Here is a 15,733-nt window from a genome sequence, read left to right as displayed (position 1 = left end):
GTCCGGTGCGCTTGGTGACACGCTCCGCTGTCATGGCGGCTGGATTATAGTATATTGACCGCCATGAGTTTGCCTCCGGGGTTTCTTGAAGAATTGCGCAGCCGGGTCTCCATCGCGCAGGTGGTGGGGCGAAAGGTCATTTGGGACATGCGCAAGTCCAACCAGGCCAGGGGCGATATGTGGGCCCCGTGCCCGTTTCATCAGGAAAAGACCGCGAGTTTCCACGTCGACGACCGAAAGGGCTACTACTACTGTTTCGGGTGCCATGCGAAAGGCGATGCGATCGGCTTTGTGCGCGAAACCGAGAATGTCGATTTCATGGGCGCCGTGGAGATTCTCGCCGCCGAGGCGGGGATGCAGATGCCCGCGCGCGATCCGGGGGCCCGGGAAAAGGCCGACCGGCGTACGGAACTGATGCTGGTCATGGAGATGGCTCTGCGGTTCTTTCGCATGCAACTGCGGAGCGGGGCCGGGGCCGGGGCGCGCGCCTATCTGGAGGGCCGGGGCCTTTCCGATGCGGCGCTGGAGCGGTGGGAGATCGGCTTTGCCCCACCCGGCTGGCAGAACCTGTGGGATCACCTGACCAATGCCGGCACGAAGCCGGAGATGAGTCTCGCTGCCGGGCTGGCGCGGGAATCGGACAAGGGCCGCCAGCCGTATGACGTGTTCCGCAACCGTATTATCTTCCCCATCCGTGACGGGCGCGGTCGTGTGATCGCCTTTGGCGGGCGGGCGATGGACCCGTCGGACAACGCGAAATACCTCAACTCTCCGGAAACCGACCTGTTCGCCAAGGGGCGCTCCCTTTTCAATCACGCCCCCGCGCGGGAGGCCGTCGGGCGCGGCCAGCCACTGATCGTGGCCGAAGGGTACATGGATGTCATCGCCCTGTCGGAGGCCGGATTTACCGGCGCGGTCGCCCCGCTCGGGACTGCGATCACCGAGGATCAGTTACGCCTGTTGTGGCGCATCGCGCCCGAGCCCGTCGTGGCGCTGGATGGCGACAAGGCCGGGGTTGGCGCGGCGCGGCGGGTGATCGACCTGGCGCTGCCGCTGCTGGAGGCCGGCCAGTCCCTGCGCTTTGCCCTGATGCCGCCGGGGCAGGACCCCGATGACCTGATCCGCGCGGGTGGGGCGGGGGCGATGCAGAAGATGCTGGACGCCGCGGTGCCAATGGTGACCCTGCTGTGGCAGCGGGAAACCGAAGGCCGCAACCTCGACAGCCCGGAGCGCAAGGCCGCGCTGGAGCGTGACCTGCGCAAGGCGGTGGCTCGTATCAAGGATCCGGCAATCCGGCGCCACTACGGGGAGGAGTTGAACCGCCTGCGCCGGGCATTGTTCCGTCCGGAGTGGACGCCGCGCGGCAAAGGGCGCGTTCCCGGCGCGCCGCGGCCCGGCACGCGCAACTCGGCACTGGTCGCGGCGTCGGCGCAGTTCGGGGAAGACCTGCGTGAAGCGGTGATTCTTGCCACGCTGATCACCCATCCGGCCTTGATCCTGAGTTTCGAGGCTGAACTGGAACGGCTGGAGTTCCGGGTGCCCTACCATGCGCGCCTCCAGGCGGAACTCCTGACCTGCCTGGGGGAGAGCGACCCCGCTGTCCTGCGTAGCCGGCTGGAGGCGCGTCTGGGGGCAGGGCCTCTTGAAAAGCTATTTGCGTCTGGCCATGTGCAGATTGCTCCGCCGATCCGTCATCCCGACGACGATGAGAAGGCGCGGCTCTGCCTGGCCGAAGAATTGGCCAAGCTGGCGGCCAACCGCGGTGCGGCGCGTGAAATCGCCGAAGCGATGGAAGATATGGAGGGGCTGGCCGATGAAGGGCTGACATGGCGGTTAGGGCAGGCCGCACAGGCGCGCAACACCGCCGGGCGCGTGAAAACCGAAAACAGGGGGGATTTTGATGTCGCCCCGAACGGTGCTCAGGTTGACCGCGGGGAACGTGAGGCGTTCGACCGGCTTGTCGCTCAGATTCGATATGACAAGGCGCGGCAGCGCCCCTGAACGGTACAAAGATGTTCAGGTAAGAAAATTAAGGGTAAACGGGTGTGCACCGGCGCGATTCGCGCTATTGATTCGGATCACCGCCCTGTCCGAATCACCCTCCCGCGCAAGGAGTAAGGAATGGCCGCAAAAGACACCGACGACCGAAAATCTGAAGAGCAGGAACCGGAACTCACCCTCGACATGAGCCAGGCCGCGGTCAAGAAGATGATCGCCGAGGCCAAGGAGCGAGGCTACATCACCTATGACCAGCTCAATCAGGTTTTGCCGCCGGAACAGGTTTCGTCGGAGCAGATCGAGGATGTGATGTCGATGCTTTCGGAGATGGGCATCAACGTCATCGAAGCCGAGGACGACGCCGAGGACAGCGAGGAAAAATCCAAGGACGTCGTGGCGGCCTCCACGTCGCGCGAGGTCGCCGTTGCCCAGACCCAATCCGAAACGCTGGACCGTACCGACGATCCGGTGCGTATGTACCTGCGCGAAATGGGGTCGGTGGAGCTTTTGTCCCGCGAGGGTGAGATTGCCATTGCCAAGCGGATCGAGGCCGGGCGCAACACCATGATCGCCGGGCTGTGTGAAAGCCCGCTGACCTTTCAGGCCATCACCATCTGGCGGGACGAACTTCTCAACGAAGACATCCTGCTGCGCGACGTGATCGATCTTGACGCGACCTTCGGGACCGCGATGGACGAAGATGAAGACGCCCCTGTCGTCGAGGGGTTGGAGGTGGAAGCCGCCAGTCCGCGCCGCCAGAAGGAAGAGCAGCCCGAACTGGATGCCGACGGGAACCCGATTCGCAACGACGACGACGACGACGACGACGAGCAGGCCAACATGTCGCTTGCGGCGATGGAGGCGGCGCTCAAGCCGCGTGTCCTGGAAACGTTGGACCAGATCGCCGAAGATTACGCGAAGCTGTCGCAAATGCAGGACCTGCGCATGTCCGCGACTCTCGGCGAAACCGGCGCGTTCAGCGATTCCGCCGAGGCCGATTACCAGAAACTGCGCTCGGAGATCGTGGAGCTGGTAAACGGGCTGCACCTGCACAACAACCGGATCGAGGCGTTGGTCGATCAGCTTTACGGTATCAACCGCAAGATCATGTCGATCGACAGCAACATGGTCAAACTCGCCGATCAGGCGCGCATCAATCGGCGCGAATTCATCGAAGCCTATCGCGACTCGGAGCTTGACCCGAGCTGGATGGAGCGGATGGGCCGGAAATCCGGCCGTGGCTGGCAGGCGCTGGTGGACCGTTCCGGCGACAAGGTTGAAGCTCTGCGGGCCGAGATGGCGCAGGTCGGCCAGTATGTCGGTGTGGATATTTCCGAGTTTCGCCGCATCGTTCAGCAGGTCCAGAAGGGGGAAAAGGAAGCCCGGCAGGCCAAGAAGGAAATGGTTGAGGCGAACCTGCGCCTGGTGATTTCGATTGCCAAGAAATACACCAACCGGGGTTTGCAGTTCCTCGACCTGATTCAGGAAGGCAATATCGGCCTGATGAAGGCGGTGGACAAATTCGAATACCGCCGGGGGTACAAGTTCAGTACCTACGCGACGTGGTGGATCCGGCAGGCGATCACCCGGTCCATCGCCGATCAGGCGCGTACGATACGCATTCCCGTCCACATGATCGAGACGATCAACAAGCTTGTGCGCACCGGTCGTCAGATGCTGCATGAGATCGGTCGTGAGCCCACCCCCGAAGAGTTGGCCGCCAAGCTGCAAATGCCACTGGAGAAAGTCCGAAAGGTGATGAAGATCGCCAAGGAACCGATTTCTCTTGAAACCCCGATCGGGGATGAGGAAGACAGCCAGCTGGGCGATTTCATCGAGGACAAGAACGCCATCCTGCCGCTGGACAGTGCCATTCAGGACAACCTGAAGGAAACCACGACGCGCGTTCTGGCCAGCCTCACCCCTCGGGAGGAACGTGTGCTGCGCATGCGTTTCGGTATTGGCATGAACACCGACCATACGCTGGAAGAAGTCGGCCAGCAGTTCAGCGTCACACGCGAGCGTATTCGCCAGATCGAAGCCAAGGCCCTGCGCAAACTCAAGCATCCCAGCCGCTCGCGGAAACTGCGCAGTTTCCTGGATCAGTAGTCAGTATGAAGGGGGGCGGGGCAGTGCCCCGTTTTTAGGAACATGAGGGTGTTGTCGCTTGTTTTGCTTCTCTCTGCCTGTGCCGCGCCGCAGCCCGCGCGCTGGGATTACGTGACATGGCACGGCGCCCGAATCCAGCGTGACACGGGGATTGCGGGGCAGTTCCGGGTGCTGGTCAAGCCCGGCTATGGCCCGACCGAGTACTGGTGCGCGGCAGGAGATTATGCCAAAGATGAGCTGGACCTTGGCCCCGGTGAGCGTATCTACCTTGCCGCCCCGCGCGACAACGAAGGGGTGCTTTTCTCGGTCCTGTCGATGGAGGAGCCCGAGGGGCCGCGCGGCTACTCGAAATCGCTCAGCCGCCCCGGCTTCAGCTTGCGGGTTATCCATGCGCGCATGGGTTGCCGCTCTCTCATGCCGTTTTACTTCGATCTGGGCCGCAACTGATCAAATTCCGTTGGGGCCCGCCCCCTGTGACAATTCGTGCCCCTGCGGGCCGGACCTGTTTTGACGTAAGTCAATCAGGATTTACACACATCCGGGTACCAACCTGCCATGACACCGCAACCCTCCCCCCAGAGAGCGTTCGGCGGCTCCCGCGCCTTTCCTTTCGCGCCGCCGCTGCCGCTTTTTGTACTTCGGCCGATCCTGAAACGGATCGTGACGAAGATCGCCGCGGAAAACCCCGACATGTTTGACCGTCTGGGCCCGCACCGTCACGCCTATTTCCTGATCGATCCCGTCAACATGCCGTTCATGCTGTATCTGCGGCCCGATCCGGATGCGCTGGATTTTCGCGCCGTGAGCCGCAACAACCAGTTGCCGCATGTCGCCTGTATCTCGGGCACGTTCCTTGATCTGCTGACGCTGATGGATGCCGAGCAGGATGGCGACGCGCTGTTCTTCTCGCGCGATCTGGTTGTGACCGGCGATACCGAAGCCGTTGTCTGCCTGCGCAACGCGCTGGACGATGTGGATGAGCCCATCGCCGAAAGCGTCGCCGACATGTTCGGCGCTCCGGGGCGGATGGCGCTGAACGCCCTGCGCCGTGCCGCCGAGACCGCACAGAAGAGGAAAGGGGCTGACCAATGATCAAGCCAGAACTGATCTGCCCGGCAGGCACGCCTGCCGGTCTGCGCACCGCCGTGGACGTGGGCGCGGACGCTGTATACTGCGGTTTTCAGAACGCGACCAACGCCCGCAACTTCACCGGCCTGAATTTCACGCCGGAGGAAATGGAAAAATCCGTTGCCTACGCGCATGAGCGGGGCACCAAGGTACTGGTAACGCTGAACACCTTTCCGCCCGCGGGCAAGTTCGACCTTTGGAAAGAGGCCGTGGACACCTGTGCCCGCATCGGCGTGGACGCGATCATCGTCGCGGATATTTCCGTGGCCGATTATGCTTGCCGTACCTACCCGGATCTGCGAATCCACCTTTCCGTGCAGGCGGCGGCCTCTTCGCCCGAAGCGATCGAGTATTACGTGCGCGAGTTCGGGGTGAAACGCGTGGTGCTGCCACGAATCATGACGGTCAGCGAGATCAAGGGTCTGGTCGAGGAAATCCCCTGTGAGGTGGAGACCTTCATCTTCGGCAACCATGGCCTGATGGTCGAAGGGCGGTGCAGCCTGACAAATTACGTCACCGGCATCTCCACCAACATGGATGGTGCCTGTTCGCCCGCCGCCTGCGTAAAGTACGAACGTGATGCGGCCGACAACATGTCCACCAAGCTTTGCGGCTACACCATCGACCGCTTTGCGCCCGATGAAACGGCCGGCTACCCGACGATCTGCAAGGGCCGCTACCGTGCCCAGTGTCGTGAAGGGGGGTACTACGCTTTCGAGGAACCGATCAGCCTCAATGCCTCGAACATGTTGCCGGACCTGGTAAAGGCGGGGGTCCATGCCTTCAAGATTGAGGGGCGTCAACGCTCGCGCGCTTACGTGAAAAAAGTCGTCGGGGCCTTCCGTGAGGCGGTCGACTCGATCATGGCGGGTGAAGAGCCAAAACTGGCTGACCTGGTCGCCCTGACAGAGGGTCAGAAACAGACCGAAGGTGCGCTGAAAACCAAGAAATGGCGGTGAACGACATGTCTGCAGAACTGACGCTCGGCCCCAATCTGTTCCACTGGCCGACTGAGATGAAACTCGATTTCTACAACCGTATCGCGGACGAAAGCCCGGTAGGCACCGTCTATCTGGGGGAGGTCATCTGCTCCAAGCGGACGCCCTTTTTCGAAAAGCATCTCGACGCGGTGGCGGACCGGCTGGAGCGCGCGGGTAAGAACGTGGTGTTCTGCTCGCTTTCGGAGGTCGTCATAAAACGGGAACGCAACCTGCTGCGCGAGTGGGCGGAGCAGGAGGGGCGCGATCTTGAGGTAAACAACACAGCCGCCCTGCTTTATCTCAAGAACAAGCCGCACCGCATTGGAGGCCTTCTGAACGTCTACAACGAAGAAACCATGGCTTATCTGGCCGGGCAAGGGGCCACTCATTTCAGCCTTTTGCCCGAACTGCCACGCGCTGCCATCGTGAATCTCGGCAGCCGCGCAAAGACGCTTGGCGTCGGGCTGGAGGTGCAGGTCTTTGGCCGGGCGTCCCTGGCTCTGTCTGCGCGCTGTTACCATGCACGTGCCCATGAACGGACCAAGGACAATTGCCAGTTCGTCTGCGAAGAGGATCTGGATGGGATGACCCTCTCGACCATGGATGACGAACCGTTCCTTGCAATCAACGGGATCCAGACGCTCAGTTACCGCTATCTCGACCTGATGGCGGACATGGAAGACATGAAATCCATCGGCGTTACCCATTTCCGCGTTACGCCGCATACCTGTGACATGGTCGCGGTGACGAAGATGTTCGACGATGTCCTGCATGGCCGTGTAACGGTGGAGGAAGGGGAGGCCAGGCTGCGTGAACTAGGCATCGATGCGCCCTTTGCCAACGGGTTTTACCGGGGCCAGGCGGGCGATGCCTGGGTGAATGAGCCCATTTCCGCCTGACCCGGCGCTGTGTTATTTCAATGGGGCGCTTCGGCGCCCTATTTCCGTGAGAGCCATGCAAACCGTCTTTACCATTCCCACCCGCGGCCCCGGCCTATACGAGTTCACCGGGGAGATCCGCCGCTGGACCTCTGGCCACGGCGATGGAGTACTGACGCTTTTCGTGCGCCACACCTCCTGCTCGCTGATTGTCCAGGAAAATGCCGATCCAGACGTGCGCCGGGATCTTGACGCCTTCCTCACGCGTCTCGTGCCGCCTGCCGATGCACCGGAAATGTCTTACCTGCGGCATACGCTGGAAGGTCCCGACGACATGCCGGCCCATATCAAGGCGGCCCTTTTGCCGGTTTCGCTGTCGATTCCGGTTTCCGGGGGGTGCCCGGTTCTGGGAACATGGCAAGGCATCTACCTGTTTGAACACCGCTATGCGGCCCATCAGCGGCAGGTTGCCGGGCATTTGTGTCTGCACCAGATATAGAGATGCAATTGCCTACTACCCAAATCCTAGAGGCTCGCCTATAGTGCCTGTGGATAAACATATCGCCGGCCCGAGGAACAAGCAATGCGCTGCCCCTTTTGTGGAAATACCGACACGCAGGTGAAGGATTCGCGCCCGGCGGAAGATCATGTCGCCATCCGGCGACGTCGGTTCTGCCCGGCCTGCAGCGGACGCTTTACAACCTATGAACGGGTGCAGTTGCGTGACCTCGTGGTGATCAAGTCGAACGGGCGGCGCGAGGACTTCGACCGTGACAAGCTCGAACGTTCGATCCGCATCGCCATGCAGAAACGCCCGGTCGATCCGGAGCGCGTGGACCAGATGATTTCCGGCATTGTGCGGCGTCTGGAAAGCACCGGGGATACGGACATTCCGAGCAATATGATCGGTGAGATCGTGATGGAGGCGCTGGCCCGGATCGATACGGTCGCCTATGTGCGCTTTGCCAGCGTATACAAGAACTTTCAGGAAGCCGGCGATTTCGACAAGTTCGTCAGCGAATTGCGTCCCGTCCCCAAGACCGAGAAGTGAGCCAGCCGCAAGACACCCGCTTCATGGCGCTGGCACTGTCTCTCGGGGCGCGCGGGCAGGGGCGCACCTGGCCCAATCCGTCCGTGGGTTGCGTGATTGTCAAGGACGGGCGCATACTGGGCCGTGGCTGGACCGGGCCGGGTGGCCGCCCCCATGCCGAGGTTGTGGCGCTTGAACAGGCAGGTGGGGCCGCCTGCGGCGCGACAGCCTATATCAGCCTTGAACCTTGCGCCCACCACGGCAAGACCCCGCCCTGTGCCGAGGCTCTGATTGCGGCTGGTATTGTGCGGGTCGTCACGGCCCTGACAGACCCGGACCCCCGGGTCTGTGATGCGGGTCACGCAATGCTGCGCGCCGCAGGGATTGCGGTCACGACCGGCGTTCTGGAGGCAGAGGCCCGGGCCGCGCATCGGGGATTTTTGCTCAGCCGGACGGCAGGGCGTCCAGCGGTGACCTTGAAGCTCGCTGCTTCGTTTGACGGACGTATTGCAACAGCCTCGGGCGAAAGCCGGTGGGTTACCGCCCCCGAGGCCCGCAAGATGGTTCATGCCTTGCGTGCCCGCCACGACGCAGTGATGGTAGGGGGCGGTACTGCACGGGCAGACGACCCGTTGCTGACAGTGCGCGGTTTGGGAATCAGGCACCAACCGGTGCGGGTGATTTGTGCCCGACGGCTGGATTTGCCCGCCGAAGGACATCTTGCCGGGAGTCTGGACAGCGCACCGCTCTGGCTGTGTCATGGATCCTCAGCCCCTGGTGCGGCCTGTGAGTTCTGGAGAGAACGGGGGGCGCGTCTCTTGCCTGTCGCGACGGGTGGGGATGGGCAACTGGACCCGGCAGAGATTTTGCAGACGCTTGGGCAGGCGGGACTGACACGGGTGTTTTGTGAAGGCGGCGGCGTGTTTGCCGCGGCGCTTTTGTCCGCAGGTCTGGTCGATGACCTGGTCGGTTTTACGGCGGGGGTGGTGTTTGGCGCAGAGGGCCATCCGAGCCTTGGCGCTATGGGGGTTACATCGCTGTGCAAGGCTCCCCGCTTCCGCCTTGTCGATGTCCACGCCCTTGGCCCGGACATCCTGCATGTCTGGACACGCGATTGAGGTAAATATCCGGCCAGGGTTTGCTTTGGTCAAATATCCCCGCCGGAGGCAAAAAGCGTGACCAGATGCGTTATCGTCGCCACAAGAAGGCATGGCTTGCCAAGGCACCTTGTATTTTTGCCAACAGGTGCAATGTCCTTCCGCGTGGCGTCTGCCGCCCAAGCGCCAGACGCTCCGCCACGACTTCGACGGGGCAGGGGCGGCCCGTGACCGGGTCGCGGTAGCGGGGGTAATCAATCAATGCCGCATGAACAAGCGCGGCAAGATCGGGCCGGGCCTTCCGGTGCGCGGGTACGGGGCCAAGGTCGCGTGTCAGTCCCCATCCTGCGTAAAACGGTATGCCAAGGCAGGTAACCGGTATGCGGCGCAGAAGGGCCTCGAACCCCAGCGCCGAAGTCAGCGTCCAAACCTCGTCTACCTGTTGCAACACCTCTGAAAGCGCGGTGCGGGGCAGTACCATGTCTGCGTGGGTGTGGGCTTCGCTGTTTGCGATGGCGCCGGGGCGCAGCCCTGCCTCTACATCCGGATGGGGTTTGTAAAGGATCACGGCATCGGGGTTTTCGGCGCGACAGCGCGCCAGAAGCTCGATATTTCGTTGCTCTGCCGGGCAGCCCAGCCGGATGGAGGCATCGTCTTCCACCTGTCCGGGGACGAGGATACGGTGTCCGTCGGGCAAGGGGGGGACAGCAGCTCCCGGCAGGTTATACTTGCTCAACCCCGCCTCTGTCATCCGTACGATCAGCCGCTCCGAGCGGGCGCGGGCGTCGGGGGGAAGATCACATGCGGCGTGTATGAGACGGTCCAGCCGGCTTTCCCGAGACGGGTCATAGTAAATCCCGAGATCATCCGCCACCAGCGACAGCGCCGGGGTCAACTCTGCCCCCAACCCGCGTGACCGCAGGAAGCCGTCCTCAATGCGCACAACGCCGGGGGCAGCCCCCCATGCCATGGCCCGACGGCCGTCGGCAGCGGCCTGTGCGGTGGCAGAGGCGGCGTCCGGGGTAAATTTCACCGGGCGGGTGCTCCCGAAAAAGGCCTGGATCGTCGGACGTTTCCAAAGCCGCATGTTTCCGGCAATCCATCCCTTGTGGTCGTCGCGCCAGGCGCGGGTTTCTGCCTCCAGCGTATCCAGAGCATCTTCCAGCGGGCACAGGCGGTCCCGGTAGGGATCATACCATTTGGGGGCGAGAATCATCGCGGCGGCAAAAAGCTGTTCGGTCCGCAGTTGACGCCCGCGCCGGGGCAGAGGGGCATGATCGTGGCTCAGCCCCCAGCCCGCGTAGAATGGCTGCCCGAAGACATGGGGGCGGTGTCCGGCAAGAATCGCCTCGAAGCCAAGCTGTGAAGACAGCGTGTAGACCGCCGTCGCCCCCTCGAGAAGCCGCCAGGGCGAAACCGGGCGATCGCAGATTTCCACGCCAGCGGGGAGAAGGGCGCCAAAATGCCCCTTTCTCGCGCCGCCACTGGTCTCGGGGTGGGGTTTGAGAACCAGACGATTTCCAGGATGATCCTGGCGCGCGCGTGCCAGTATGGTCCGGAAGGTCCTAGCATCCGCCCCCGCCGCCCGGACCGAGGCATCCCCCGCCGTTTGATCCACCACCAGCACGTATCCGGGCTCCGGCGGAGCGGTCTTTGGGTCGAAGCCGGTGTATTTGCTCAGCTGTGCGCGCCGTATGCGGGCCATTGCGGCGCTGGCCCGGGCCAGCAGGTCGGGGTCCTCCAGCGGATGCGTGAGGAGCAGGGTTTCAAGGTCGGACGGGGAGCGGCCATCGAAATGTACGCCGGTTTCATCCAAAAGCAGCCCCAGCGGCGGTTCCCCTCCCAGCCGCCCAGGCAGGACCGAGCGCAGGAAGGCGTCTTCCACCCGCATCAGGCCCGCCCCGGTCTGCCGCGCGATCCATTCCCCCCGAAAGGCGTAAGGAGACTGCCCCCAGACAGCGACCACCCCATCCTTGCCCGGCAGGCCAAGAGAGGGGGAATAGCCCGACAATTGCAGGATACGGCGAACCCGACGCCCGGTCAGGAAACCGGTGTTGAAAACATGAACCCGCCGGGGGGGCTTTTCCCCGACGGGTTCGGGTCTCGCGGCAACAAGGCCCATGCAGGCGTCAGTTGGCGATGTTGTTAAGCGAGTTGACCGAACTCGCCGTCCCGGTAATGGCCGCAAGCGTTTTCTGAAGTTGCACAAAGGGGGCTTCGCTCACGTAAACGGTATCGCCGTCCCGGATCTGGAAATCACGGGCCATGAACAGGCCGTTGGGCTCTGTCAGGTCCATGACGTAGATCATGCGCTGATCGTTGGGGATATCATCGCGCTGAAGCACCTTGCGGGCTATGCTGCTCGTTTCGTCGCGCAGAATGAACACGCCTTTCGGGTCGGCCAGGCTGGAGTTGAGGCCCCCGACCTTGGAGATGGCCTCAAGGGCCGTAATGCGGGGCTGTTCGAAAGGAACGCGGGCCTGACCGCCGGTCGCGCCGACCGCAGTGAAGGCGCGCTCATCCTCTTCGATCAGGATGCGATCTCCACCGCGCAGGGCAATATCCTGGGAGGGGGTCTCGAAGATGTCCTGAAGCCACGCCTTGCCACGGGTGTTGCCCCGGATCACCGTGACCTGGGCAACCTTCGGGTCCACGGTCACGCCGCCGGCGGCGGCAAGCATGCCACTGATCCGGCGAGAGGATTGTTCGATCGTGTACACCCCCTGCGCCCCGGCATTCCCGACGATCGACACGGTCGTTCCTTGCCCGGCGAGACGTGTCACGACAACCTGGGGGTCAGGTGTCTGGGCGCTCAGTTTTTCGGTGATGATCTGGCGCAACCGCTCCGGGGTATTGCCTGCGGCCAGAATGCGCCCGGCATAGGGGATGAAGATGTAGCCCGCCCCATCGACCTGCAACTGGGTTAACTGGCTTTGCTTGCCCCCCTGGCCGGCCAGAAGCCCGTCATCGACGTTTTCGTAGATGGTCAGGGCCAGAACGTCACCGGGGCTGATCGTGTCGGGCCGAATCTGGCCTGCGGAACGGAACGACTTGGGGAAACCGAAGGATGGGGTGTAATCGGTGATTTCGTTAATCCGGTTGTCGACCGCCACAACGAAGGTGTCGCCGTATTTCTCTATGGAGCCGCTCAGCAATTCCCCCTTGCTGGGGCCTGACCGGGGCAGGCCGCACGCGCCGACCGCCGAAACCGCTGCTACAAGAATTAATGCCCGAAATTTCCTGTTTTTCATGGCTTGCAATCTCACCCTCGTTTTGCGGTGCCCCGTGTTTTTTGAGAACGCTAGCGGAAAAACTTAATGGAAACCAGTCTGCATGTTGCGCTTTCGGGTCGAGAGATCAACGATCTGTTGCCCGCTTGCCGCGTTCAGGGTGTCGTAGGGGTCGCGTGTGCACAGCATCATGTCTGCGGCACGGCGCAGCAGTTGTGTCCGCCCCGCGCGGGAATAGAAGCTTCCCGGCACTTGGGAAGTGTCCAGAAGGTAGCGGCGGAACGTGGCATAGGCCTTTCTGTCGGGGGCGTCCGGTTTGGCGAAAAAAGCGGGCAGCGGCTGGGACGATACGAGTTCCGGTTTTGCGTAGACCGCCGCGCCGAAGGTTCGCAGGGGAATTCCGCGCCACAAGACCTGCTGCCCCGCGGTGGAATTGACGGTGATGGCACTGCGCGCCGGGCCCAACAGTTGCGCCAGCTTGCCGCCCCGCACGAAATGCACCCGGTTCGACAGGCCGTAGGCCTTTGCAAGCCGCCGAAGGTCGCTGCGGATCGGGGCGCGGCCATCGTCCAGAGGGTGGGCCTTGAACACGAGGTGATGATGGGGAGGCGCCCCTTCGGCAAAGCCTTTCAGGCAGCACTCGAGAAAATCGGTCATGGTGCGGAACGGTCCGTGATGCTGAAAGCTGGAATCGTGTTCCAGTTGCAACAGCACAAGATGGTAGGGAAAGCCGCCGCGATCTATGCGCCGTGTGGCCAGAATCCGCTCTGTCGCGTGCAGGGGCAGAAGAAGCAGCCTTTGCAGATACAGCTGGAATTCCTGACGCACGTTCAGGCTTCGATGCGGGCGGAAATGCGGGTACCCGCCATTCAGGAGCATCACGTACCAGTGATAGAGCGCACCGTAGAAGACATGGGCGCGAAGATCGCCCCAACGCGGGTCCGGATCCGGTGCCTGTGCCGTGGTATCGCCGAGCATCGCGCGCATCCTGGAGATCGGGGTTTCGATCAGCCGGGAATGGCCGTTGCTGCCGCCGCGTTCATAGGTGACCCAGTAGGGGCGCAGGTATCCTTCCTCGAACACGTGGATGCGCAGCCCGTATTGGCGTGCAATCCGGACGGCCTCGGCATGAACCGGGCGGGTGTCCCCGTAAAGGACAAGGTCGCTCACGCTCCGTTCGCCGATCAGCTTGCGGAATGTCTCGGGCCAGTCCGCCTGGGGGGCGGTGAAGGGGATATAACTGCCCGCGTCGGACCAGAAGGCGCGGTCCCCGCGATTGAAGCCGACACGCCACACGCCCGCGCCCGCAGCCCGCAACTGTTGCCCGAGGCGGTCGAAAAACGGCCCGTGGGGACCCTGAAGGAACAGGAAACTGCGTTTGGCCATGAAACCCGGATGTGATGATGCGCAGCAATGTTTCACAATGACCTAAAGCGGGCCCGATGTCATCCACTTTGCACCACTTGCCCTGACACGGGGCAACGGCTAGGTCAGGTCGGGAAAGGAGCCCGCCCATGTTCACAGGCATCATCACCGATATCGGTACAGTCCGCACCCTGATGAAGGGCGGGGATCTGACCGCACGGATCGCCACGGCATATGCCCCTGCCAGCATCGACATCGGCGCCTCGATCGCCTGTAACGGCGTCTGCCTGACGGTTACCGACCGTGGCGGGGACGCGGACGGCTGGTTCGAGGTGACGATCTCGGCGGAGACGGTTTCAAAAACCAATATCGGCGGCTGGACCGAGGGCGCGCGGATCAACCTTGAACGGGCGTTGAAGGTGGGCGATGAACTGGGCGGGCATATTGTCTCGGGGCATGTGGACGGCGTGGCGCAAATCATCGCGCTGCGCGAGGAGGGGGACAGCACGCGCCTGACCTTCCGTGCGCCGGATGCGCTTGCGCGGTTCATTGCGCCGAAGGGATCGGTGGCGCTCAACGGCACATCGCTGACGGTGAACGAGGTCGCGGGGGCGGAGTTCGGCGTCAACCTCATTCCCCATACCCGGCAGGTCACGACCTGGGGGCAGGCCGGTGTGGGTGACAGTGTGAACCTCGAGATCGATACGCTGGCCCGCTATGTCGCCCGTCTTGCACAAGGGGATACGCCCTGAAACGGACGCTTCCCATCCGTGCCCCTGCGGGGTAAGAGGCGAACTCTGACAAGGCGGAGCTCATGGAAGACCATAACGAAAGCTACCAGGACGCGATTTCCCAGATCGAGGAAATCATCGAGGATGCGCGCAACGGGCGCATGTTTATTCTTGTCGATCACGAGGACCGGGAGAACGAGGGGGATCTTGTCATTCCCGCCCAGATGGCCACGCCGGAGGCAATCAACTTCATGGCCACCCACGGGCGCGGGCTGATCTGCCTGTCGCTGCCGGGGGAGCGGATCGATGCGCTGGGCCTGCCGCTGATGGCATCCCAGAACTCCAGCCGGCATGAAACCGCCTTTACCATTTCCATCGAAGCGCGCGAGGGCGTGACCACGGGAATATCCGCCCATGACCGGGCGCGCACCGTGGCCGTGGCAATAGACAGTTCCAAATGCGCCGCCGACATCGCCACGCCGGGCCATATCTTTCCACTGCGCGCGCGCGATGGCGGCGTCCTGGTTCGTGCCGGCCACACCGAGGCTGCGGTGGATGTCGCCCGGCTGGCGGGGCTGAACCCCTCGGGGGTAATCTGCGAGATCATGAACGAGGATGGCACCATGGCCCGCCTGCCGGATCTTGTCAGCTTTGCCCAGTTGCATGGTCTGAAGATCGGGACCATCTCCGACCTGATCGCTTATCGCCGCCGCTACGACAACCTTGTCAAGGAAAGCGTGGTGCGCCCGGTGACATCCGCCTTCGGGGGCGACTGGATGATGCGAATCTTTGTCGATGAAACCCAGGGCGCCGAACATGTCGTTCTGACCAGGGGAGATATTTCCACCCCGGAGCCGGTTTTGGTGCGGATGCACGCCCTCGACCCTTTGCAGGACGTTTTGGGGCTTGGTCCTGCCCCGGCGGGGGAGTTGCGCCGCGCGATGGAGATCATCGCCGCCGAAGGACGCGGCGCCGTCGTCCTGCTGCGCGATACGAGGATGAAGCTCACTTCCGGGGAGGCATCGCCCCAGACCCTGCGCCAATATGGGCTGGGCGCGCAAATTCTCGCCGCGCTTGGCCTGCACAAGCTTGTTCTGCTGAGTAATTCGCCCCTGCCCAAGGTGATCGGGCTTGAGGCCTACGGGCTTTCCTTCGAGGGGACCCACAAGATTGATCCGAAAGGCTGA

Annotated in this window: 14 protein-coding genes; 11 read left to right on the top strand and 3 right to left on the bottom strand. The window is 62.8% G+C overall.

What is annotated here, in order from left to right:
* Window positions 1-63: 63 nt before the first annotated feature.
* The 9 genes from dnaG to ribD all read left to right on the top strand — a co-directional run bounded on the left by dnaG (window position 64) and on the right by ribD (window position 9,241).
* A complete protein-coding gene (dnaG, locus tag C8N32_RS03010) occupies window positions 64-2,001 on the top strand; it encodes a DNA primase (protein WP_107890977.1) in 1,938 nt (645 codons plus the stop codon).
* A 120-nt stretch (window positions 2,002-2,121) separates the two neighbouring features.
* The gene (gene rpoD, locus C8N32_RS03005) at window positions 2,122-4,107 is read left to right on the top strand and encodes an RNA polymerase sigma factor RpoD (RefSeq protein ID WP_107890976.1); all 1,986 of its coding nucleotides are present in this window, start codon (window positions 2,122-2,124) and stop codon (window positions 4,105-4,107) included.
* Window positions 4,108-4,149: 42 nt separating this feature from the next.
* Window positions 4,150-4,554: a hypothetical protein gene (locus C8N32_RS03000; RefSeq protein ID WP_107890975.1), complete on the top strand. Its 405-nt coding sequence runs from the start codon at window positions 4,150-4,152 to the stop codon at window positions 4,552-4,554.
* Window positions 4,555-4,662: 108 nt separating this feature from the next.
* Complete coding sequence (gene ubiT, locus C8N32_RS02995) at window positions 4,663-5,199, top strand: ubiquinone anaerobic biosynthesis accessory factor UbiT (RefSeq protein WP_242509472.1); 537 nt, start codon at window positions 4,663-4,665, stop codon at window positions 5,197-5,199.
* Window positions 5,196-6,194 carry a ubiquinone anaerobic biosynthesis protein UbiU gene (gene ubiU, locus C8N32_RS02990; protein WP_107890974.1) on the top strand — a complete coding sequence of 333 codons (999 nt, stop codon included), beginning with the start codon at window positions 5,196-5,198 and terminating at the stop codon, window positions 6,192-6,194. Before ubiT ends, ubiU begins: the two co-directional genes overlap by 4 nt.
* 5 nt (window positions 6,195-6,199) lie before the next feature.
* Entirely contained in the window at window positions 6,200-7,114 is a 915-nt protein-coding gene (gene ubiV / locus C8N32_RS02985; protein WP_242509473.1) for a ubiquinone anaerobic biosynthesis protein UbiV, read from the top strand.
* A gap of 55 nt (window positions 7,115-7,169) precedes the next feature.
* Window positions 7,170-7,592 (top strand): secondary thiamine-phosphate synthase enzyme YjbQ, encoded by a 423-nt coding sequence (locus C8N32_RS02980; RefSeq protein WP_107890972.1) that lies wholly within the window; start codon window positions 7,170-7,172, stop codon window positions 7,590-7,592.
* Between the two features lie 84 nt (window positions 7,593-7,676).
* Window positions 7,677-8,144, top strand: coding sequence for a transcriptional regulator NrdR (gene nrdR, locus C8N32_RS02975; RefSeq protein WP_107890971.1), 468 nt, complete (start codon window positions 7,677-7,679; stop codon window positions 8,142-8,144).
* A complete protein-coding gene (gene ribD / locus C8N32_RS02970; protein WP_280523225.1) occupies window positions 8,141-9,241 on the top strand; it encodes a bifunctional diaminohydroxyphosphoribosylaminopyrimidine deaminase/5-amino-6-(5-phosphoribosylamino)uracil reductase RibD in 1,101 nt (366 codons plus the stop codon). The genes nrdR and ribD overlap by 4 nt, the downstream gene beginning before the upstream one ends.
* A gap of 70 nt (window positions 9,242-9,311) precedes the next feature.
* On the opposite strand, the gene C8N32_RS02965 is transcribed toward ribD, so the two are convergent.
* From C8N32_RS02965 to C8N32_RS02955, 3 genes are all read right to left on the bottom strand, one after another.
* Entirely contained in the window at window positions 9,312-11,342 is a 2,031-nt protein-coding gene (locus C8N32_RS02965) for a capsular polysaccharide biosynthesis protein (protein ID WP_107890969.1), read from the bottom strand.
* A 7-nt stretch (window positions 11,343-11,349) separates the two neighbouring features.
* Window positions 11,350-12,471 (bottom strand): polysaccharide biosynthesis/export family protein, encoded by a 1,122-nt coding sequence (locus C8N32_RS02960; RefSeq protein ID WP_107890968.1) that lies wholly within the window; start codon window positions 12,469-12,471, stop codon window positions 11,350-11,352.
* Window positions 12,472-12,534: 63 nt separating this feature from the next.
* Window positions 12,535-13,836 (bottom strand): capsule biosynthesis protein, encoded by a 1,302-nt coding sequence (locus tag C8N32_RS02955; RefSeq protein ID WP_107890967.1) that lies wholly within the window; start codon window positions 13,834-13,836, stop codon window positions 12,535-12,537.
* A 128-nt stretch (window positions 13,837-13,964) separates the two neighbouring features.
* Here C8N32_RS02955 and C8N32_RS02950 point away from each other — a divergent pair, with 128 nt between their 5' ends.
* Both C8N32_RS02950 and ribB read left to right on the top strand, forming a co-directional pair.
* The gene (locus C8N32_RS02950) at window positions 13,965-14,567 is read left to right on the top strand and encodes a riboflavin synthase (RefSeq protein WP_107890966.1); all 603 of its coding nucleotides are present in this window, start codon (window positions 13,965-13,967) and stop codon (window positions 14,565-14,567) included.
* Between the two features lie 62 nt (window positions 14,568-14,629).
* A complete protein-coding gene (ribB, locus tag C8N32_RS02945) occupies window positions 14,630-15,733 on the top strand; it encodes a 3,4-dihydroxy-2-butanone-4-phosphate synthase (protein ID WP_107890965.1) in 1,104 nt (367 codons plus the stop codon).

Source organism: Rhodovulum imhoffii (genome assembly GCF_003046545.1).
GTDB classification, from domain to species: Bacteria; Pseudomonadota; Alphaproteobacteria; order Rhodobacterales; family Rhodobacteraceae; genus Rhodovulum; species Rhodovulum imhoffii.
The sequence above is the reverse complement of the archived record's forward strand: the minus strand, read 5'-3'. Positions and strand labels throughout refer to the sequence as shown.

Bases quoted from the DNA above. Each gene is read 5' to 3' on its own strand.
- dnaG (WP_107890977.1), top strand. From the start codon at position 64: ATGAGTTTGCCTCCGGGGTTTCTTGAAGAATTGCGCAGCCGGGTCTCC.
- rpoD (WP_107890976.1), top strand. From the start codon at position 2,122: ATGGCCGCAAAAGACACCGACGACCGAAAATCTGAAGAGCAGGAACCG.
- C8N32_RS03000 (WP_107890975.1), top strand. From the start codon at position 4,150: ATGAGGGTGTTGTCGCTTGTTTTGCTTCTCTCTGCCTGTGCCGCGCCG.
- ubiT (WP_242509472.1), top strand. From the start codon at position 4,663: ATGACACCGCAACCCTCCCCCCAGAGAGCGTTCGGCGGCTCCCGCGCC.
- ubiU (WP_107890974.1), top strand. From the start codon at position 5,196: ATGATCAAGCCAGAACTGATCTGCCCGGCAGGCACGCCTGCCGGTCTG.
- ubiV (WP_242509473.1), top strand. From the start codon at position 6,200: ATGTCTGCAGAACTGACGCTCGGCCCCAATCTGTTCCACTGGCCGACT.
- C8N32_RS02980 (WP_107890972.1), top strand. From the start codon at position 7,170: ATGCAAACCGTCTTTACCATTCCCACCCGCGGCCCCGGCCTATACGAG.
- nrdR (WP_107890971.1), top strand. From the start codon at position 7,677: ATGCGCTGCCCCTTTTGTGGAAATACCGACACGCAGGTGAAGGATTCG.
- C8N32_RS02965 (WP_107890969.1), bottom strand. From the start codon at position 11,342: ATGGGCCTTGTTGCCGCGAGACCCGAACCCGTCGGGGAAAAGCCCCCC.
- C8N32_RS02960 (WP_107890968.1), bottom strand. From the start codon at position 12,471: ATGAAAAACAGGAAATTTCGGGCATTAATTCTTGTAGCAGCGGTTTCG.
- C8N32_RS02955 (WP_107890967.1), bottom strand. From the start codon at position 13,836: ATGGCCAAACGCAGTTTCCTGTTCCTTCAGGGTCCCCACGGGCCGTTT.
- C8N32_RS02950 (WP_107890966.1), top strand. From the start codon at position 13,965: ATGTTCACAGGCATCATCACCGATATCGGTACAGTCCGCACCCTGATG.
- ribB (WP_107890965.1), top strand. From the start codon at position 14,630: ATGGAAGACCATAACGAAAGCTACCAGGACGCGATTTCCCAGATCGAG.